Here is an 18985-nt window from a genome sequence, read left to right on the forward strand (position 1 = left end):
AAAATGGGGGCGGGGAATTTCCAATCACCCCAAAGTTAAAAGTATTTTCCTAGGCTTGCATAAACTCTTGCTCGATGTTCTCCATCGTGTTTAAGCCGATAAACAGCTCTTGCAGCATCCATTTTTACATAAAAATTAGCACTTCTTGTATAGAGTATTTGTATACCCATTGCATCCATAAGATAATGATTTTCACTTTGATATTTTTTATTTTCATACCAAGAATACCCTATATCATAAAAAGGAGTCGAGTAAAGCCCTTCTAAAGGTGTTTGAAATCTTATTCCCAAGGTGCCAGAAACAACATTATCCGCACTTCCCTCACCTTCCAAACAAACACATACACCACAAGGTCTACCTAAAGATACGGATTCACTACTATCTAAAACAGTATCGCTGATAACTTTTTGATAATTGAGTTGAAAAATGTGAGTTAAGCGTTCTTAGAATTGATATTTGTTGCTTAAATTTAAATTCATTTTTCCAAAATTTCCTAAATTTACTCCATTAAATCCAGAAAAATCACCATCATTTTCAACATTACCATATATAAAATTTAAAGTATAACTTAGGACATTATTCTCCAAACCTCTATAAGTTCTTTCTATGCCCAAATTTACACTATTTCTCGCTTTTTCATTGCTTACTAAACCATCAAGATAATAATCTTTAATCTTTTTATGAGCAAAACCCGAAACAAGATATAAAGAATACTCAGTATATAAAAACACAGGATAAGAAAAATTTACTCCAACATTCATAGAGTCCCTATAAAAACTAAGATTTCTATAAATTCTGCCAGGAATATAATGTCCTTGAGTTGCAAATGGAGTAATTTTTAAATTCCCTATAAAAGTACTATAATTAATCCCATAATCTGTTTGATTTTTATCACTATCTTGAAGATAAAAATTTAAGTTATCCCCTTATCTTGCTATATTGTTTAAACTTTGACTCATTCCTGCTCTAAAACGACCTGTTTCTTTAGTCCCATAGTTGTTAGAATATAAAGTTAAAGTTGCACTATCTCACCTTTCTTTACTTCTATAATAACATCACTTTCTCCACAACCATCACCTGATTGTAAATTAGCATTGGTTTGGATTCCGTATATTTCATTGATTTTATAAATTTCATTTTCCACATTTTTAGTTGTGATAACTTTCCCTTTAAGATTTTTGTTCAATTTACTCTCTAAAGCATAATCTCTGACACCTGAGTTGTTTTTAATGATTACTTTTCCTAAAAGTTCCAAAAGCTATGTTAATTTGCACTTTGTTAGAACTTAAATCTTGCGGTGGTATATAAGCAGTTGCCGAAGGATGACTACTTAATTGACAATAATAAGCTATAATGTTTGTTATATCTTTTAAATTTTGTAAGCTTAATTCTTGGTTGCGATATTCAGCTATTGCATCTTGAATTTATTTTTCGCTAATTCTTAATTTTTTAAATGTCAAATCTTTATTATCGATATGCAAAACATACTCTCTTACAAAAACCTTAGCTTCATTTTGATCAGTTTGTAAATTTGCAATATTTGTAGTATTTTGCTCTTTAAAATTTACAGGGCTTTTTTGATTTTTTAATGTATTTTTTAATTTTTATTTTGTGGTCCATTTGCTTCAGAAGAGCTTTCTATAAGCTCTCTTATTTTATTATTATTTAGCTCTTCAGCATGTGAAAATACTTGCAATAAGATTAAATTTCTCATTTTTATTTCCTATTTTACATTTACACAAATGTTCATTGTCTTAAAATTATCACTTACAATACAACGCAAACCACTACTTCTAGCATCTGCTTTTCCTATGTCCACTTGATCATCATCTTCTTTTTTTGTGTCTACTTTAGTTTGAATTTTTATAGGAGCTTCTACAACCTTTTCAGGAATTTCAGGCGGCAATACAGAAGGTTTGTCTGGATCTTCACCCCCTCCCTCTTTTTTTGTTTATCTGGCTCATAGATAGATATATTTGATTTTTCTGGCAATGAGGCTAATTTTCCTTCAAAATTATATTTTCCAGTGTACACTTTACCATCTACATCGCTTCCATTTATAGCAAAACCTTGAGAATTTAGAATCTCATTTTCAAGCTTATAGTGAAATCCTTCATTTCCACTAAGATCCGCAAACTGCTTTTCAAGAGCTTCTTTTTGTTCTAAAAGTTTTGCATACATAACTCTAAGCGTTTCATCGCTAACTAAGCCTGATTCTTTGATTTTTTCATAGTTTTTATTTTCTTTGTCAAGTTGAGCTAAGGCTTCTTGGTATTTTTGTAATTCTTCTTTAAAACTAGCGAAACAACCTTTGCCGGTTTTGATTTTATCCATAGCAGTTTTCTTTTGCGTCCATTTTTCATAAAGATTGGTATAATTTTTATAACTTTGTTCTTGCGAACCTTGCCATAACTTTAAAAATTCTTGTTCTACTCCAGTATCTTTAAATGTATTTAAGAAATTTAAACTTTGAGTGATCTCACTGGCTTCATTTTCCCCTGCCACACCCTTGCTATCTACGTAAATCCAAGTTTTGGTATCAAAACCATAAGTGTATTTTCCATTCATCAAATCATCTAAAATTCTTTGAAGCAATTTAGGGTCAAAGTCGTCTTTGGATAATTTCACAGCATCTGTTACCTTGGTAAAAGAATCAGCAAAAGCATAAGAATTATTATCAAGATATTTTATATCGTTAAATTTCTTTCTTACAGCACTATCAAAATCTTTTTTTTCCTGTTACTTCACTATTATATTGCACAGACTTAAAAAAAATTCTGTCCTTCATCAATGTAACCATTTTCTAAATTATGATAAACATAAATATTACTAAAATTATTATTTACACTAATTCCAGGATCACCAATAACTTTTCCAGCTTGTGTTTTATAATTTCCAGCACTCAAAATTGCTCCATTTTTATAAAATAAGTAAGCATTATTAATCTTTAAATTTCCAACTTTTCCAGTAAATCCTCCTGTTTTACTATCATTCCCAGAAGTTATAAGTTTTTCTATGTCATTAACCACAACATTATTAAAATTACCACCATCAATTTGTCTGCCTATGCCACCCACATAAGAACCTTCTTTTGTTACTATACTTATATTATTAATAACAACATTTGTAAAATTGATAGTGTTATTCCCTCCACTACCATTTCCCCAGCCTATTATTCCGCCAACTTTAGTATTTACAGCTGTATTAATAACGAGATCATTAACAGTCACATTTTCAAAACCCGTATAACTGTTTGCAATATTTTGCCCTACTATACCTCCAACATAAGCATCATAACCAGTTGAAGCAATTTTCAATCCTTGAATATTAAGGTTTCTTATATAGCTATTTTGAACAACTCCAAAAATTCCTACATATTGATTTGATGAATTAATATTAACATTTTTTAAAGCATAACCAGAACCATCGAAAGATTTAGCAAAAGCATTGCTTGTATTATCACCTACTATGTATGTTTTCACGCCACTAAAATCAATATCATCAATCAAACGAAAATGATCAAAAGCTGTTCTAAATTTTTCTTTATTTACATTCCAAAAATCAGCAAATTTATTCCATTCTGTTGGATCCGCAATACTTCCATATTTAGTCCAGTTTTTAACTTTACTACTATCATCAAAACTAAATTTACTACTAGAATTACCCAATAAAGCTCCATTTTCTTCAAAACTTGTTATGCTTTGTTGAATGATAGCTTCTTGCTCTGCTTTGGCTACGATATTTTTTGTATCTTTTACCACTCCAGCATCAACATAAACTTTGTTACCTTCAAGTTTTAATACATCCAAAGTAATTTTTCCTTTATTGATTTCAACCTTATTTCCTATTAAAACAATATTATCTGCATTGATCTTTCCAAGATTTATAATATTTCCTTGCTTGCTTACATCAAATACTGGAGAAAAATTCATCCCTTGAGAAATAAAATTTTGGACATCTGAATCTTTTAAAGGTGTTGTGCTAGCTACAAATTTTCCCGCAGTGATAGTTCCTGTTTTGCCAATCAAAACTCCCATGGGATTAACTAAAAAGATGTTATTGGTGCCGCCATCTAGTTTTCCATCTATCTTAGAAGCATCTTTTTGATAAGCAATGTTTAGGTAGTTTTATTGATTTCCGTTAAATTTTACAGTTTCATTTTGTCCTATATTAAAACCACCACCCCATTGAATAACAGAGTTTTTATTGTTTCCTATGACATTCATCGTGCCATTGCTTGAACTTATACTTCCTGTTGAACCATGAGTGAATTTACCTCCTTGTGGCAAAGCATAAGCTTGAGAAAAGAGCAAAGAACTCACCGCAAATGATAAAACTATATGTTTACTCATCTTTTTCATGTTACTCTCCTTTAAAGTATGTTGATATAAATTATTTTTGCATCATCTGAAACTTCAAAGCTAAAATTTACATTTTTCAATGTACTTTTAGCCAACTTTTCTATCTTGTTGTAATTAAATTTATTTTTATTATTTTTCATTTTTTCTAACAAATTTTCTAATTCTTGTTGATTTAACAATCTATTGTCACCATCATAAATTCCAACATCACTTTGTATGAGAATATATTTTCCTTTTGTTGGTTTATTTTTAGTAAGAATTTCCATACTTCCATTTGAAGGAAGATTTATAAGTTTTTCTATAGTCAAGATAGGATTTTTTATTTTATTTGGTAAAATAAAAGTAAAATTTTCAAAGTTATTTACCACTTCTGATTTGACATCTTGAGTATCTATAATCAAACGATTATTTTTAGAAAAATCTTCTTGATGCGGTAGAATTTGAGTGATTATTTTGCCTTTTTTATTTACTTCATGAAAAACAGAACCAGAAAGCAAATCGATATTTACATCTTTAAAGAAATTTAACTCTCCACCTAAATATAAAGTATTGTTATAAGATTTAAAATTTGAAATATCCGAAGTTCCAGATGGAGCTAAAAATATAGCATCTTGATTTTTATACTCATCTATATTTAAATTAACAAGCTCCATGATATTATCATGAGAATTTGCAGACACTCCAGCTATCAACCCCACATAACCTTGTCTTTTATCTGAGGCAGTACTAAAAACTGTGTTGTTGATGATGATTTTATTAAAAGCACTTTCTTTGTCTGCTTTTATGATGCACGAACTTTCCACGGCAGCCGAAGAACAATCTTTAAGCTTTATAAGATTGTTGTTTGCATTTTGAGTTGCTTTTAAAATAATTTTTGAGCCCTTTCCTAAAGAACTCGCTTCGGTTAAACTCTGAATGAGATTATAATTTATTTTATTATTTGAAACATTTTTAGTATTGATCATCAAACTTAAATTTTTAGATGATTTAATATTTTCAAAATTTACTTCATTATTGTTTGATTCATCAGCGATATAGTCTATACCATCTAGCGTAGTTTCACTTGTAATAAAAGCATATAAAGGCAATGAAATAACAGAATCTTTTATACTTAAGGTATTATTATTTGCTTTTCCACTTAAAGTTCTAGCTGCATATACAGTAAATTTATCAGAATAATTTTGTGGAACTTTTTCATAGGTTAAATCATTTTGTATATCAATAATATTAAAATTCGCACCCTCCGTAGCAAAACCTCCGTAAAGATTGTAATAATTTTTTCCATAAAAATTATCACTGATTTTTAAAGGTTTTTTAAGACGAAATACAATTTTATTTCCATTAGCTTCACCATCGTTAGAATACCCACCATAGAGGTTTAACGATGCATGTGTTTTAATGTTTTTATCAAGATGATCTAATGAGTTAAAATGATAAACTTCTATAGAATTTTTCTCTGCATTACCCTGTAATGTTCTTCCGCCATAAATTTCTCCAAATAAAACAGCATCATAAAAAGTTATTTTATTTTGCGAATTTACCATTAAATCTAAATTTAAATTTTTAATTATTACGGAATTTTTACTTACATTGTATTTTTTAAGATTATTTACATCAGCTAAAGCACCTAAAATTTCAAAGGTCGAACGAGCTGTATACTCACCATCTGGCCCATGAAGGACGATATTGGCTGAATCGATAAGAACTTTATTGTTTTGTAAATTAGAATTTATGCCAAAAGCTCCCATTAAACGAGTAATTCTTTCATCATAAATATCCTTACCTTCTTCATCTGAAAAATACTGGGAATTATGAAGGTCAATTTTTGTATTTGACTCTAAGATTAATTTATTGTCTTTAGCTTCACCATCAAAAGCTACAGATCCTGAAATATAAGGAGCTCCATTTAAGGGCAAGGTGTAGATATTTTCTACACCCATTATTAATATAGGAGTTTTCTTTTAAAATGGTTTGATTGTTAAATTCCCCCCCCCCCCGCCCGCCTGTCAGTAAACGCCGCAGTAATTAAATACTTAAAACGATCGCCTTTTTGAGAATTATTAGGTACTCCACAATCCCCTATGCTTGGTTTGCAAAAATACACAGAAGATAATTCTCCATTTTCTAATATAAGTTTATTATTTGTTGCATTTGTATTTTGAGCATAAGCTATTACAATAAAAGGTATAAAAGAACTAGGAACGGCTTGAGTATCTGAAGATACGGTTCCTAAAGTGCTAAAAGCTGTTATGATCTCTTCTTTTGAAGTATCCGGAGTTAAAATTTCAAGCTTGGATAAATTTTTATTTCCAGATTTAGGGTTATTATGAATCATAGTTAAATTTGATATAGGGTATTTTGACTTAGAAGCATAGAAATTTTTTCCATTAATTTTTTTAAAAATTTCTGCTTGAGGATCATAAACTTGATTATCCTTAAAAGAATGTTCAGAAATATAAAAAATTTTTCCATCCTTGCTTGTAGCCTGAACCGCCGCAAAACAAACCGAAGAAGATAAAACCACACTACAAACGCCCAAGCCAAATTTTGCATTTGTCTTATTTGTAAAAATTTTAAAAATATTAAAATATTTTTTCATCTCATTTCTCACTAAAATAAAACCTTTTGATTTATCGCAAATTGATTATTTGCAACACTATCCCGTATGTCCTGAGTTGATTATAAAATATTAATTTGATATTTTATTTTTCAATATTTAAATTTAATGAAAATTTAACAAATTTTATATTAATATATTCTTAAATAAAATTTTATTTTAAATATTAAAAAAATACTTTTATAATTATTTAAATATCATCTAAAAGCACAACATTAATATAACTTTTCTAAAAATTGATCCAGACTTAATTAAATATAAATTTAAAATAAGTATAATTTTAAAACATTTTATATCAAAGGAAAAAAATGAAAAAAATATTAAGCATTGCTCTAGTTGCTTTAGTTGGTTTATTTTTAGGTGCTTGTAGTGATTCTAAAAATAAAGAATCAAATGCAAGTGTAGAATTAAAGGTTGGAACTGCTCCAAATTATAAACCTTTTAATTATAAAGAAAACTCAAAACTTACAGGTTTTGATACTGATTTGGTTGAAGAGATTGCCAAAAAAAATGGTATTAAAATTGTTTGGGTTGAAACCAATTTCGATGGATTGATTCCTGCCTTAAAAGCTGGCAAAATCGATATGATTGCCTCAGCTATGAGCGCAACTGATGAAAGAAGACAAAGTGTTGATTTTACCAAACCTTACTATATGAGTAAAAATCTTTATCTTAAGCTAAAAAACAACGACTCTCTTCAAACAAAAAATGATTTAGAAGGTAAAAAAATAGGAGTTCAATTAGGAACTTTACAAGAAAATACTGCAAAAGCTATCAAAAATGCACAAGTACAAAGCAATAAAGATTTAAACATAGCTGTTTTAGCACTAAAAAACAACAAAATTGATGCTATTGTAGCTGATCAAGATACTGCTAAAGGTTTTTTAGCTGAAAATCCAGAATTGGTAAGTTTCTACCAAGAAACAGATGGAGGAGAAGGCTTTAGTTTTGCTTTTGATAAAAATAAACAAAAAGATATTATTGAAATATTTAACAAAGGCATAGATGAAGCAAAAACTGATGGATTTTATGATACTTTAATTAAAAAATATGAATTAGAATAAGCGTGAATTTTCACGCTTATAGCTTAAAAAGTTAAAATTTCATATTTTCTCTCTTTTGCAATTTTTAAAATTTTTTCATCGCCATTACATACAAAGGCTTTGCTAACAGACTCTAGTAAAGGTAAATCATTGATAGAATCACTAAAAAAATAAGAATCTTTCATCCATTTTTCATAATCTTTACCCAAATATTCCTTAAGTCTTAAAACCTTGCCTTCCTTAAAGCTATAAATCCCATAAGCTTTTCCACTAAATTTATCACCCACACGCTCGCATTTTATGGCTATGCTTTCTCTCACTCCCAAAAAAGAGGCGATTTTTCTAACTAAAAATTCAGCCGTAGCTGAAATTATAATACACCTTTGATCTTGATATTTGATTATAAGTTCTTTAGCTTTTTCATAAGGTTTTATATAAATTTTTATAAATTCATCTACTAAAGATGAAATTCTATCTTCATTTTTACCCTTAACACTTTGAAGAAAAAAAGTCATAAATTCATCCATATCAAGCTTTTTTTCTTGATATTGTTTTTGATAAAAAACGATTTTTTCTAAATATTCTTGAGGTAAAAAACCTTTTTCAACACAAAATTTAAGCCAAAGTTTAGCACTATCGCCTTGTATTAAAGTATCATCTAAATCAAATAAAACAAGCTTCATTTTAACTCTTTTGCTAAAGAAAGATTGAATTTTAAAGCGATTTTATCACCTGCTTCATAAGTACTATGAGTGCTAAAATTTAAAGTATCTACCTTAAATTCAATTTCTTGCACTCTAACCCTATAGCGTATGATATTACCTAGCAATGATTTTTCTTTGATCTTAGCCTCTAAGCCTTCGTTAGAAATTTCTATGGTTTCAGGACGCAAGGCTATATCTTTTTTAAAATCGTGTTTTAAACCCAAGCTATCAAGCTCTTTAGGGCTTAAAATATTGTAATTTCCTATAAAGCTAGCCACAAAATGAGATTCTGGCAAAAGATAAAGATTGTTTGCGTTGGAATTTTGTATGATTTTACCCTCATTCATTAAAATAATCCTATCGGATAACTCTAAAGCTTCTTCTTGATCGTGCGTTACAAAAATAGTGGTGAGTTCAAGTTCTTTTTGAATTTCTTTAATTTGCACCCTTAAATGCTTACGAATTTTAGCATCAAGTGCCGATAAAGGCTCATCAAGTAAAAGTAAATCAGGTTTAGTCACCAAAGATCTTGCTAAAGCCACTCTTTGCATTTGTCCGCCTGAAAGCTTATGTGGATAAGTTTTAGCGTATTCTTCAAGCTCGACGAGTTTTAACATTTTTTTCACTCTTTTTTCTATGTCCTTTTTATCCATTTTTTTGATCTTTAAACCAAAAGCTACATTTTCAAAAACGTTAAGATTTGGAAAAAGAGCGTAATTTTGAAAAACCATACCTATATTTCTTTTTTGAGGACTTAATTTGGTAAGATCTTTATCATTTAAAGAAATTTTTCCTCCATTAATTTGGCTAAGCCCTGCTATACACCTTAAAAGAGTGGATTTTCCACAGCCACTTGGGCCCAAAAGGGTTATAAACTCACCCTTTTTAGCACTAAAATTAATATCTTCAAAAATAATTTTATCCCCATAAGCTTTTTTAAAATTTTTAATCTTTAAATAAGCCATTTTTTACTCCTTAATCAAACTAGCTATAAAAGTTGTTATAAAAATTAACACAAAATAAACTATTACCAAAGCACTAGAATAATGCCCACTTTGATTTTTGATATTATAAAGATAAACTTGCAAAGTCTCATAAGCACTTCCTACAAGAATATTTGCGTATAAAAATTCGCCTATTAAAAAAGAAAAACTTAAAAAAACTGCCACCAAAATTCCATTTCTTAAATTAGGCAAGACAAGCTTAAAAATCGCTCCCATTAAAGAACCTCCAAGCATAGCATTAGATGCGATGAGTTCATTTAAATTGACATTAGACATAGCATTATCTAAAGCCCTATATATAAAAGGCAAAGCTATAGTAAAATAAGTAAAAATGAGTATCCAAGCTGTGCCTCCCATATTGTCAGCATAAAGTTGCAAAAGCCCTACACAGCTAACTATAGGAGGTACAGCAAAAGGCATGATAATAAGTATATTTACAAAGGCTTTTAATTTTAAAAAATAATAATTTAGCACAAAAACCAAAGGGGAAACAAGAATCACAGAAAGTAAAATACTGCCCACACAAACAAGCAAAGAATGCCAAAGAGCAAGTAAAAATCTTTCATCATGAAAAAGTTCTTGATACCATTTAAGCGTAAGATCATCAGGCAAAACACTTACACCCCAAGAAGTGGAAATAGAATATAAAAAAGTAGCCATTAAAGGCAAAGCTAAAAATAAAAAAACCAAAAACAAAACTGCATAATGATAAATTTTAGCTTTTAAACTCAAATTTTCATTCATTTAAAGCACCTTAAAATTATATTTTTTAGAAAGAAAATTGGCTATAAAGGTAATAGCAAGCATGATAATAGTTATAATGATGCTTAAAGCACTAGCCATATAAGGATCAAGATTGATATCGCCTGCGATTAAAGCAGCGATTCTTACAGGGGCGACATTAAAATTTCCCGAACTTAAAGCATAAATAGTCGCATAAGCTCCAAAAGCATTGGCAAATAAAATCACAAAAACACCAAACAAAGCAGGAGCGAGCAAAGGCAAAGCTATTTTTAACCAATATAAAAAATTGCCTCCACCTAACATTTTACAAGCATTTAAATGTGAATTTTCAAGACTTTTAAAAGCTGGAAGCAAAAGCAAGATTGCCAAAGGAATTTGAAAATACACATAAACAATATTTACCCCGAAATTAGCATAAACACTAACAAAAGGCTCTATACCTAAATTCTTCAAAAACACATTAACTACACCATTGCTTCCAAGAACTATAATGAAAGCAAAAGCTAAAGGAACTCCTGAAAAATTACTTATCATAGTATTTAAAGAAAAGAGAAAATTACATATTTTTGATGGAGCTAAAATAAATAAAGAATAGCTCGCCAAAAGCCCTATTAAAAGTCCAAAAATACTAGAAATAAAACTGATTTGTAAAGAATTTATAATGCTTTGTAGATAGAATTTGGACTCAAAAATATGTATAAAATTGGCTAAAGAATAAATTTCATCCTCTTCTACATAAAAAGCATTAAAAACAATCCAAATCAAAGGTGCTATCATAAAAAAAGTAAAAACTATAAAAAAAGGTAAAATACTTAAAAAGGCTAGAAATTTTTCTTTCATTTTCTGGCCTTTAAAATTTCATCATTATATCTCTTATCGTGTTTAAGTCCTAAAATTTCACAGACACTGCCACAAATTTCATCCTGTTTTATCTTAGCATTTTCATACGAAAAAGCACTACCAAAAGTGAAAAAAGGCACTAAAATTTCATCTTCGCTTAAGCCTCCATGACTTTTACCCTCTGTCATACCATGATCGCTTGTGATGATTACATTAATACCTTGTTCTAACCAAGTAGGCAAATACTCAGAAATCAAAACATCAACTTTTTTGGTTTTATTAGCATACTCGATAGAGTGTGAGCCAAATTTATGTCCTGCATCATCTATATTCATAGAGTGTATAAGAGTAAAATCTAGATTATATTTGTTTCTTAAATGCTCCCCATCTGCAAATAAATGAGAATCTAAATAATCATCTTCATAATAAAAATGTCCATAAGGTAAAGTTAAATTTTCATCTTCTATATGGCGATGTAAAGAAGGAATAAATTCTTTTTTATTATAAAGCTCAAAAACCCAATGATAAGCTGCGCCTCCAGCTTTTAAGCCTTGTTCTTTGCAAAGATCAAAAATGCTTGTTTGTTTTGAAAAACTCGATTTATTATTAATTATCCCACTTAAAACAGGCTTTACGCCTGTTAATAAGCACTCGTATAAAGGGACGAGACATACTAGGAAGTTCGCATTCTAAAGAATAAAATTTGCCTAAATTCTCTTTGCAAAGTGCATTCAAATATCCCATATTTATACTAGTGCTTTTACAATTTAAGCCATCAAGCACAACTAAAATAACTTTGGACATCATTTACTCTTTAAAAAATCTTTTACTTCAAGCAAAATAAACTCATTATCATCAGTCTTATTAGGTTCTCTACTTGAAGAATAAGGAAAGTTATTGTCATTTTCTACAACTATATGAGAGTCATCTACTATATCCACACCTTCTATGGTTTCAAAAGGAAAAACAAATTTATCATTTACCAAAGGCTTTTTAGAAATTTTATTTCTATCCTTAATATTTAAAAGATCTATATAAGAAATTTTTTGAGCTTCATGAGTTTTATCATCTAATTTAACCTTATAAATTCTTTTAAATTGAGCTACATTATTAAAACAATGCTTAGTATCTTCACCTTCTTTGCAAGCCTTATCTTTAGTGCCTTCTTTTTGATCTCTTTCTATGATGATGCCGTATTTATCATCTATCATATTAAAATCACCTATGGAATGGCTTTTATCTTCTAAGAAATATTTATAAGTTTTTCCGGTGAATTTTTTATTTTTTACATCAAATTCTATGATTCTTAGATATTCTTTACCTTTTTCATTCTCATAAGCGTTGTTATTATAAATGCTTCCTTCTAAAAGCAAATAAAGTTTAGAACCATCTTTAGAGCTTGCCATAGCTTCAAAGCCTTTAGAACGCTTGATATTAAATTTCTCATTTTCTCCATCAGGCTTATCGCTAAATTTTAAACTTGGATTATCAGGAGAAATAAGTTTTTTACCCTCCACATACACATCAAAAACTTCTTTCAAATTCCCATTCTTATCAAAATGAAGCAAATAAGGACCAAATTCATCACCTATATAAAATTCATCATTGATAACCTGTATACTCTCAGTATCAAAATCAGCCCCACTTAAATACCTTTCTTTAGTTGTTTCGGTGGTTATAGGATAGGGGTATTTTTTATCACTATCTTTAAAAAAAACTGTTTTTAAAAGTTCGTATTTTGAGTTTTTAAAATCAAATTTAAACTCGTGAGCATAAAGCATAGAATCATAAGAATTATACTTTTTACCCAAGCCATTATCGCTAATTACCCAAAAAACATCTTTTTTTGGAATATATTTTATCCCACTATGTCCTTGTATAGGTTGATTTTTAAAAGGTAAATAAAAATCTGTTTCCCTGTTTCCCTTAGATTTAAAAGTTCCAATTTTTTCTTCTCTAGTGATATTTGCAAATTTCCCATAAGTTTTAAAAAAATCAGGAGCATCCTTAGGAGGTTTTACTGTACTTTTAGAATCTATGATAATATGCCCTGCTAAATTGGCCTCATACTCTTGAACTCCAAATAAAACACTGCAAAGCATAGCACTTGTTAAAATAACCTTTTTCATCCAATCTCCTTTATTTCATATCCACTATAACTTTTTCTTGCCAAAGTTGTGGTAATTCTTTAGCGCTTTTTTCCCAAGCTTTTTGATCTTTGATTGCTCTTGCATTTTTGTATTGCTCACTTGGTAAAAGTTTGGCTTTTATATCATCTGGCAAGGTAATATGATCAATTCTTATTGGCCTTGCATAACCTTTTGCTAGATTGATTTGTCCTTTATCAGAAAGTATAAACTCACGAGCTAATTTAGCCGCATTTGGATGTTTTGCGTATTTATTGATAATAGTTGTATAACCCGAAATAACACTACCATCAGCAGGGATTAAAACTTCATAACGATCTTTGCCCACTTTATCTCTATAGCCTAAACCATTAAAATCCCAAACTAAACCCACTTCAACTTCACCTTTTTCAAGATTGGCTATACTTACATCATTATTTACAAGTCTTCCTTGTTTAGCTAAAGTATTAAAAAAAGCTAAAGCAGGACTTAAATCTTTTTCATCCCCACCTAAGGCATAATTAGCTGCCAAAACTGCACTCACAGCTTGAGCTGCTACACTTACATCACCCACGGTAATTTTATAATTTCCCTTAAGCAAATCTTGCCAAGTTTTAGGTATATCTTTTACTACATCTTTATTGACTATAAAAGCTATGGTTCCTGTATAAGCTAAAAGCCAATTTCCATCTTTATCTTTAGCCCAAGTTGGAATTTGATCCCAGTAACTTGTCTTAAAAGGCTGAGCCACTCCTTGTTTAACCGCTATCTCTCCAAAAGAAGCCCCTATATCCCCTATATCACCGCTTGCATTTTTCTTTTCGGCTTTAAATTTAGCAATTTCTTGAGCTGAACTCATATCTGTATCACTATGTTCTATGCCATAAAGATTTTTAAGATCTGCCCAAGTATCCTTCCAGTTTGCCCAAGTATCAGGCATAGCTAAAGAATTTACCCTACCTTCTGCTTGCGCAGCTTTAATCAAATTCTCATCAATAGCTTGTGAATTTGAAAACAATAAGGCAACAAGACCTAAACTTAAGAAAAATTTTTTACTCATTTTTTTCCTTTCAAAAAATATTTTGGAAATTTAATGAGTTTTAGAAACATTTTAGAAACAAGTTAATTTTTAAGCAAACAAGGTTATAATTTTAAAGTCATAAACAAGGAGCGATCATGCTTTATATTTATATCAAAACTCAAAATGCTTTAGTTCAAAGAATCAATTTTAATCTCGATAGCCAAGAACTACCGCAAAATATTTTATGGATTGATTTACTTCATCCAAGTGCAGCAGAAATTGCTTTTATATCAAGTGAATTTAATCTTGAGTTTCCTACAAAAGAAGAAAGGGAAGAAATAGAGCTTAGCGCAAAATATTGGGAAGATAATGCGACAATAACCATCAATGCTCATTTTTTAGTAAGAGATCTTAAAAGTGATGAAGAAGATAGGAATTTAATCAAGCTTCGCACAGAAATTGTTACTTTTGCTACCGCTAAAAATATCTTATTTACTATAAGATATAACGAATTTAGCACTTTTGAAGAAATTCAAGCAAGGATTTTAGCTAGTCCGAAGAATTTTGAAGATGGTTTTGATATTATTGATAAAATGTTTGAAGTACGCGTTGAAAAAGATGCGGATTTACTAGAATGGATAGATAAAGAAGCAAGACGCTTAAGAACAAGTGTTTTAGAAAAAAAAGATGAATATAGTTATGATGAAATGCTAAAGGATATTTCAAGTTTGCAAGAGCTTAATATGCGCGTAAGAGATTCTTTATTTGATAAGCGTCGTGCTATGACTTCTTTGCTAAAAAGCGATAAAATCGATAAAGATATAAAACAAAATCTCACTATAGTTTTAAAAGACTTAAATTCTTTGGTTGAATTTAGTGTTTCGCAACTTAATATCTTAGATAATATTCAAACTATTTTAGCCAGCCAAATCAACATAGAACAAAACAAAATCATTAAAATTTTTACCGTTGCAACTGTTGCCATGATGCCACCTACTTTAATAGGAACTGTTTATGGTATGAATTTTAAATTCATGCCCGAACTTGAACTTCACTATGCTTATCCCATAGTGCTTGGCGTAATGGTAATTTCTATCATTTTACCTTTGGTTGTTTTTAAGAAAAAAGGATGGTTATAAAAATTTATTAAGGAGAAACAATGGATACAATAAACATAGGAATTTTAACCCTAAGCGATAGAGCAAGTAGTGGCATATACGAAGATAAAGCCACTGCTGAAATTGAAAGAGTGTTAAATTCATATATAAAAAATGATATTATTTATCATAAAGAATTAATCCCTGATGATTATGATTTGATCATTAAAAAATTACTTTATCTAGCAGATGAAAAAAAATGTGATTTGATTGTTACAAGCGGAGGTACAGGTCCAGCACTTCGTGATGTAACCCCAGAAGCCACGGAAGCTATGTGTGATAAAATGATGCCAGGTTTTGGAGAACTTATGCGCTTAGAAAGTTTAAAATATGTCCCAACAGCTATACTTTCAAGACAGAGTGCAGGAATTCGCAATAAATCTTTTATCATTAATTTACCAGGAAATCCTAAGGCTATAAAAGAATGCCTAGAGCCTGTTTTTCCGGCTATACCTTACTGTATCGATTTGATAGAAGGTGCTTATATAGAAGCAAATGATGAAGTTATTAAGGTTTTTCGCCCTAAGAAAAAATGTCAAAATTAAAATTTATTAGCTCTGATAAGTCTGCTTAATTGTCTAGCAAGCAGACTTGCCGAAGCTTCATCTTTGCTTATCTTTTGCACTTTATTTTTAAACTTACAAAGTCTGTCATCTAAAATCACATCATTGATTGGAATTTTAGGCTTTTCTTTTTGTTTTTGTGAAATCTTTTTCTTAAAAAACATTCTTTAATCCTTTTTTTATAAATATACACCAACTTAGTTGAAAAGAATATTATTTTAGATTTTAAACTATTAACTTTATTTCATTATTTTAAGCTAGAATTCGCAAAAAACCAATCAAGGAAAAATAATGACTTTAATTGCAATTTTATGTCTTTACACAGCACTTTTATCTTGGATTTCCTATGCTCAAATTCGTTTCTTAGAAAGAGAAAAAGACAAACAAGCTCAAATTTTAAGCGAAAAAGACTATCAAAATGCAGCAGATATTGCCATCGAAAATGAAAAATTTAAACTATTTTCCAATTTTTATAATTTAATCATCAATATTGCATGGATAGGTTTTGGATTTTTATATCTTAAAGAATTGCTTATCTTAAACAACACTCGTTTTGAAAATACTTTATTTTTATTATCTTTTTTAATAATCACAAGTATTTTAAATCTACCTTTAAGTATTTATGAAAGTTTTATCAAAGATAAAGCCCATGGTTTTTCAAATATGACTGTAAAACTTTTTATCAAAGACACTATGAAAAGTCTTATTTTAACTTTAATATTTGGATTTTTAATCCTTTATGCTTTGCTTTTTTGCTATGATTTTTTTGGAACTTTTTGGTGGATTGCGGCCTTTATTTTTGCCTTTTGTATTATAGTGATTATAAATCTCATCTACCCTACCTTAATAGCACCTATTTTTAATAAAATGAAAAAACTAGACGATGAAAATTTGCTGAAAAAAATCAGCTCTTTGATGAAACAATGTGGGTTTAGTGCAAATGGGGTTTATGTTATTGATGCAAGCAAAAGAGATAAGCGTTTAAATGCTTATTTTGGTGGACTTTTTAAAAGCAAAAGAGTGGTGCTTTTTGATACATTATTAAAAGCCTTAAATGAAAGAGAACTTTTAGCTGTTTTAGGACATGAGCTTGGACATTTTGTTCATAAGGATATTATCAAAGCTTTATTTAACGGCGTTATAATTATGTTTTTACTTTTTTTTGTTTTTGCAAATTTACCTGAATTTGTTTACTTAGAAAGTCATCTAGAAGGAGTAAATGGTGGCGTGTTTGCTCTTTTATTTATCTTGGCAAATATTTTTAGCTTTTTAATCTCTCCTATACTTAACGCCTTAAGTAGAAAAAATGAATTTGCAGCTGATCAACACGGAGCTAAAGTTACAAGCAAAGAAGATATGAAAAATGCATTGATAGCTCTAGCAAGAGAAAATAAAGCTTTTATCAAAACAAGTAAAATATATGCATTTTTTTATCTCAGTCATCCAAGTATTAGTGATAGAATCAAGGCTCTTTCTTGACTATAAAAAATGCTCTTATGGAAGCTAAATCTAGCTTAAAAGGTTATGAAAATGAAGCAGTATTTATACTCTGTGAATATCTAAAAAAAGATAAAGCTTGGTTATTTTTAAACCAAGATATAAAAATAGATCATGAACCTTATTTTGAGCTTATAAAGCGTTTTAAATCTGGAGAACCTTTTGAATATATATTTGAAAAAGTGGATTTTTGGGGCTTAGAATTTAATATAAAAAAAGGCGTTCTAATCCCTCGCTATGATAGTGAAATTTTACTTTTTCAAATTTTAAATTTATGCAAAAAAAATACTTTTAATGGGATTTTAGAAATAGGATTTGGAAGCGGAATTTTAAGCATTGTTTTAGCCAAAGAACTTGAATTAAAAATCACAGCCTGTGATATCAATCCCAAAGCCTTAGAATTAGCTTTAGAGAATGCCAAATTACACAAAGTCGATCACTTGATTGACTTTAAACTTTGTCATTTTAAGCAAATTAAAGAAAATTATGATTTTATTTTTTCAAATCCACCTTATATTAAAAATTCATATCCTATAGATATTTGGGTGCAAAAAGAACCGAAAGAGGCTTTATTTGGCGGAGAAAAAGGATATGAAATTCTAGAAGAAATCATACATTTTTCCCTTGATAAAAAAGTTAAATTTTTAGCTTGCGAATTTGGCTATGATCAAAAAGAAATTTTGGAAAAAATTTTATATCAAAATAATTTCATTGTTGATTTTTTCAAAGATGAACAAGGTTATAATCGTGCTTTTATAGCTAAATTTACAAATATGCGTTATGATAAAAAATAAAAGGAGAAACTCTTGAAAGCTGTTAATTTATTTTTACTTGCCTCTATCATAGGGGTTGAACTCATACTAGGAATAGTTGTTGCACCAACAATTTTTTTTCCTCAAAATCTTATAGGAGAAGGAGTGTTGAGCCATTTTCAAAGTGGCTTAATGATGACGCAAATTTTTATTAAGATGGGATATTTGCTGATTTTTGTTTCAGTGGTTAATTTTTTATATGAAATTTATTCTCTTATAAAAGATGAAATGAAATTTAAAATAAAATTTTCAAAATTTATGCTGAGTTTGCTTATTTTGATTTTAAGCTTAATATTTGTTTTTTATTTTACTAATACCATAATTGAACTCCAAAACTTAGGCGAAAACACTACAAAAACTCAAGAATTTATCAGCATCCATAATGCAAGTGAAGTGGTGATTAAAATCATCTTGATAATGCAAGTTTTTTTATATTTCTTAAGCTTTAAAATAGCAAAAAAATGATAAAATATTAAATAAATCCAAAAGAGAAGGA

Annotated in this window: 20 protein-coding genes and 3 pseudogenes; 6 read left to right on the top strand and 17 right to left on the bottom strand. The window is 29.3% G+C overall.

Going from position 1 to position 18985, the window contains the following annotated elements; all coding sequences use genetic code 11:
• Positions 1 to 35: 35 nt before the first annotated feature.
• The 9 genes and pseudogenes from FBF15_RS09625 to FBF15_RS04505 form a co-directional block, all read right to left on the bottom strand.
• On the bottom strand, positions 36 to 332 hold the full coding sequence (locus FBF15_RS09625; protein WP_050554046.1) for a hypothetical protein: 297 nt from the start codon (positions 330 to 332) through the stop codon (positions 36 to 38).
• A 111-nt stretch (positions 333 to 443) separates the two neighbouring features.
• Positions 444 to 761 (bottom strand): hypothetical protein, encoded by a 318-nt coding sequence (locus FBF15_RS09630; RefSeq protein ID WP_242633115.1) that lies wholly within the window; start codon positions 759 to 761, stop codon positions 444 to 446.
• A gap of 251 nt (positions 762 to 1012) precedes the next feature.
• Positions 1013 to 1255 carry a hypothetical protein gene (locus FBF15_RS09635; RefSeq protein WP_032598091.1) on the bottom strand — a complete coding sequence of 81 codons (243 nt, stop codon included), beginning with the start codon at positions 1253 to 1255 and terminating at the stop codon, positions 1013 to 1015.
• Entirely contained in the window at positions 1227 to 1424 is a 198-nt protein-coding gene (locus FBF15_RS09640) for a POTRA domain-containing protein (RefSeq protein WP_223212451.1), read from the bottom strand. The genes FBF15_RS09635 and FBF15_RS09640 overlap by 29 nt, the downstream gene beginning before the upstream one ends.
• Before the next feature lie 410 nt (positions 1425 to 1834).
• Positions 1835 to 2761, bottom strand: a pseudogene (locus FBF15_RS04490) (hypothetical protein); the annotation flags it as partial.
• A gap of 4 nt (positions 2762 to 2765) precedes the next feature.
• Positions 2766 to 4115, bottom strand: coding sequence for a filamentous hemagglutinin N-terminal domain-containing protein (locus FBF15_RS04495; protein WP_223212452.1), 1350 nt, complete (start codon positions 4113 to 4115; stop codon positions 2766 to 2768).
• A gap of 12 nt (positions 4116 to 4127) precedes the next feature.
• Positions 4128 to 4361, bottom strand: coding sequence for a hypothetical protein (locus tag FBF15_RS09645; protein WP_019108674.1), 234 nt, complete (start codon positions 4359 to 4361; stop codon positions 4128 to 4130).
• A gap of 11 nt (positions 4362 to 4372) precedes the next feature.
• Positions 4373 to 6301, bottom strand: coding sequence for a hypothetical protein (locus FBF15_RS04500; protein WP_038817009.1), 1929 nt, complete (start codon positions 6299 to 6301; stop codon positions 4373 to 4375).
• A pseudogene (locus FBF15_RS04505) lies at positions 6231 to 6960 on the bottom strand (hypothetical protein). The gene FBF15_RS04500 and the pseudogene FBF15_RS04505 overlap by 71 nt, the downstream one beginning before the upstream one ends.
• A 326-nt stretch (positions 6961 to 7286) precedes the next feature.
• On the opposite strand from FBF15_RS04505, the gene FBF15_RS04510 reads away from it, so the two are divergent.
• On the top strand, positions 7287 to 8042 hold the full coding sequence (locus tag FBF15_RS04510; RefSeq protein WP_002854837.1) for a basic amino acid ABC transporter substrate-binding protein: 756 nt from the start codon (positions 7287 to 7289) through the stop codon (positions 8040 to 8042).
• A gap of 23 nt (positions 8043 to 8065) precedes the next feature.
• Here FBF15_RS04510 and FBF15_RS04515 read toward each other — a convergent pair whose 3' ends face one another.
• From FBF15_RS04515 to FBF15_RS04545, 7 genes and pseudogenes are all read right to left on the bottom strand, one after another.
• A complete protein-coding gene (locus tag FBF15_RS04515) occupies positions 8066 to 8704 on the bottom strand; it encodes an HAD family phosphatase (protein ID WP_002781807.1) in 639 nt (212 codons plus the stop codon).
• On the bottom strand, positions 8701 to 9690 hold the full coding sequence (locus FBF15_RS04520; protein ID WP_002776579.1) for an ABC transporter ATP-binding protein: 990 nt from the start codon (positions 9688 to 9690) through the stop codon (positions 8701 to 8703). Before FBF15_RS04520 ends, FBF15_RS04515 begins: the two co-directional genes overlap by 4 nt.
• A 3-nt stretch (positions 9691 to 9693) precedes the next feature.
• On the bottom strand, positions 9694 to 10473 hold the full coding sequence (locus FBF15_RS04525; RefSeq protein ID WP_002860042.1) for an ABC transporter permease: 780 nt from the start codon (positions 10471 to 10473) through the stop codon (positions 9694 to 9696).
• Entirely contained in the window at positions 10474 to 11313 is an 840-nt protein-coding gene (locus tag FBF15_RS04530; RefSeq protein WP_038817140.1) for an ABC transporter permease subunit, read from the bottom strand.
• Positions 11310 to 12120, bottom strand: a pseudogene (locus tag FBF15_RS04535) (alkaline phosphatase family protein). Before FBF15_RS04535 ends, FBF15_RS04530 begins: the two are co-directional and overlap by 4 nt.
• A complete protein-coding gene (locus tag FBF15_RS04540; RefSeq protein WP_052773633.1) occupies positions 12117 to 13442 on the bottom strand; it encodes an esterase-like activity of phytase family protein in 1326 nt (441 codons plus the stop codon). The pseudogene FBF15_RS04535 and the gene FBF15_RS04540 overlap by 4 nt, the downstream one beginning before the upstream one ends.
• 10 nt (positions 13443 to 13452) lie before the next feature.
• Positions 13453 to 14499, bottom strand: a complete 1047-nt coding sequence (locus tag FBF15_RS04545; protein ID WP_002855035.1) for an extracellular solute-binding protein — start codon at positions 14497 to 14499, stop codon at positions 13453 to 13455.
• A 116-nt stretch (positions 14500 to 14615) separates the two neighbouring features.
• Here FBF15_RS04545 and corA point away from each other — a divergent pair, with 116 nt between their 5' ends.
• Together corA and mog are read left to right on the top strand one after the other, a co-directional pair.
• Positions 14616 to 15599: a magnesium/cobalt transporter CorA gene (corA, locus tag FBF15_RS04550; RefSeq protein ID WP_002799370.1), complete on the top strand. Its 984-nt coding sequence runs from the start codon at positions 14616 to 14618 to the stop codon at positions 15597 to 15599.
• Between the two features lie 20 nt (positions 15600 to 15619).
• Entirely contained in the window at positions 15620 to 16162 is a 543-nt protein-coding gene (gene mog / locus FBF15_RS04555; protein ID WP_038816927.1) for a molybdopterin adenylyltransferase, read from the top strand.
• On the opposite strand, the gene FBF15_RS04560 is transcribed toward mog, so the two are convergent.
• Positions 16159 to 16344 (bottom strand): hypothetical protein, encoded by a 186-nt coding sequence (locus FBF15_RS04560; RefSeq protein WP_002825403.1) that lies wholly within the window; start codon positions 16342 to 16344, stop codon positions 16159 to 16161. The genes mog and FBF15_RS04560 overlap by 4 nt on opposite strands.
• A gap of 127 nt (positions 16345 to 16471) precedes the next feature.
• On the opposite strand from FBF15_RS04560, the gene FBF15_RS04565 reads away from it, so the two are divergent.
• The 3 genes from FBF15_RS04565 to FBF15_RS04575 are packed head-to-tail and all read left to right on the top strand — an operon-like array spanning position 16472 to position 18954.
• Positions 16472 to 17659 carry a M48 family metallopeptidase gene (locus FBF15_RS04565; RefSeq protein WP_038816928.1) on the top strand — a complete coding sequence of 396 codons (1188 nt, stop codon included), beginning with the start codon at positions 16472 to 16474 and terminating at the stop codon, positions 17657 to 17659.
• Positions 17656 to 18471, top strand: coding sequence for a HemK/PrmC family methyltransferase (locus FBF15_RS04570; RefSeq protein WP_038816929.1), 816 nt, complete (start codon positions 17656 to 17658; stop codon positions 18469 to 18471). Before FBF15_RS04565 ends, FBF15_RS04570 begins: the two co-directional genes overlap by 4 nt.
• A 12-nt stretch (positions 18472 to 18483) precedes the next feature.
• Positions 18484 to 18954 (top strand): DUF4149 domain-containing protein, encoded by a 471-nt coding sequence (locus FBF15_RS04575; protein WP_038816930.1) that lies wholly within the window; start codon positions 18484 to 18486, stop codon positions 18952 to 18954.
• Positions 18955 to 18985: the final 31 nt, after the last annotated feature.

Origin of the sequence: Campylobacter sp. CFSAN093233 (genome assembly GCF_011068165.1) — a bacterium.
GTDB lineage: Bacteria > Campylobacterota > Campylobacteria > Campylobacterales > Campylobacteraceae > Campylobacter_D > Campylobacter_D jejuni.

What these genes read in the sequence shown, in the direction of transcription:
- FBF15_RS09630 (WP_242633115.1), bottom strand. Translation starts at nt 761, where the DNA reads ATGAATGTTGGAGTAAATTTTTCTTATCCTGTGTTTTTATATACTGAG.
- FBF15_RS09645 (WP_019108674.1), bottom strand. Translation starts at nt 4,361, where the DNA reads ATGAAAAAGATGAGTAAACATATAGTTTTATCATTTGCGGTGAGTTCT.
- FBF15_RS04500 (WP_038817009.1), bottom strand. Translation starts at nt 6,301, where the DNA reads ATGGGTGTAGAAAATATCTACACCTTGCCCTTAAATGGAGCTCCTTAT.
- FBF15_RS04510 (WP_002854837.1), top strand. Translation starts at nt 7,287, where the DNA reads ATGAAAAAAATATTAAGCATTGCTCTAGTTGCTTTAGTTGGTTTATTT.
- FBF15_RS04515 (WP_002781807.1), bottom strand. Translation starts at nt 8,704, where the DNA reads ATGAAGCTTGTTTTATTTGATTTAGATGATACTTTAATACAAGGCGAT.
- FBF15_RS04520 (WP_002776579.1), bottom strand. Translation starts at nt 9,690, where the DNA reads ATGGCTTATTTAAAGATTAAAAATTTTAAAAAAGCTTATGGGGATAAA.
- FBF15_RS04525 (WP_002860042.1), bottom strand. Translation starts at nt 10,473, where the DNA reads ATGAATGAAAATTTGAGTTTAAAAGCTAAAATTTATCATTATGCAGTT.
- FBF15_RS04530 (WP_038817140.1), bottom strand. Translation starts at nt 11,313, where the DNA reads ATGAAAGAAAAATTTCTAGCCTTTTTAAGTATTTTACCTTTTTTTATA.
- FBF15_RS04540 (WP_052773633.1), bottom strand. Translation starts at nt 13,442, where the DNA reads ATGAAAAAGGTTATTTTAACAAGTGCTATGCTTTGCAGTGTTTTATTT.
- FBF15_RS04545 (WP_002855035.1), bottom strand. Translation starts at nt 14,499, where the DNA reads ATGAGTAAAAAATTTTTCTTAAGTTTAGGTCTTGTTGCCTTATTGTTT.
- corA (WP_002799370.1), top strand. Translation starts at nt 14,616, where the DNA reads ATGCTTTATATTTATATCAAAACTCAAAATGCTTTAGTTCAAAGAATC.
- mog (WP_038816927.1), top strand. Translation starts at nt 15,620, where the DNA reads ATGGATACAATAAACATAGGAATTTTAACCCTAAGCGATAGAGCAAGT.
- FBF15_RS04560 (WP_002825403.1), bottom strand. Translation starts at nt 16,344, where the DNA reads ATGTTTTTTAAGAAAAAGATTTCACAAAAACAAAAAGAAAAGCCTAAA.
- FBF15_RS04565 (WP_038816928.1), top strand. Translation starts at nt 16,472, where the DNA reads ATGACTTTAATTGCAATTTTATGTCTTTACACAGCACTTTTATCTTGG.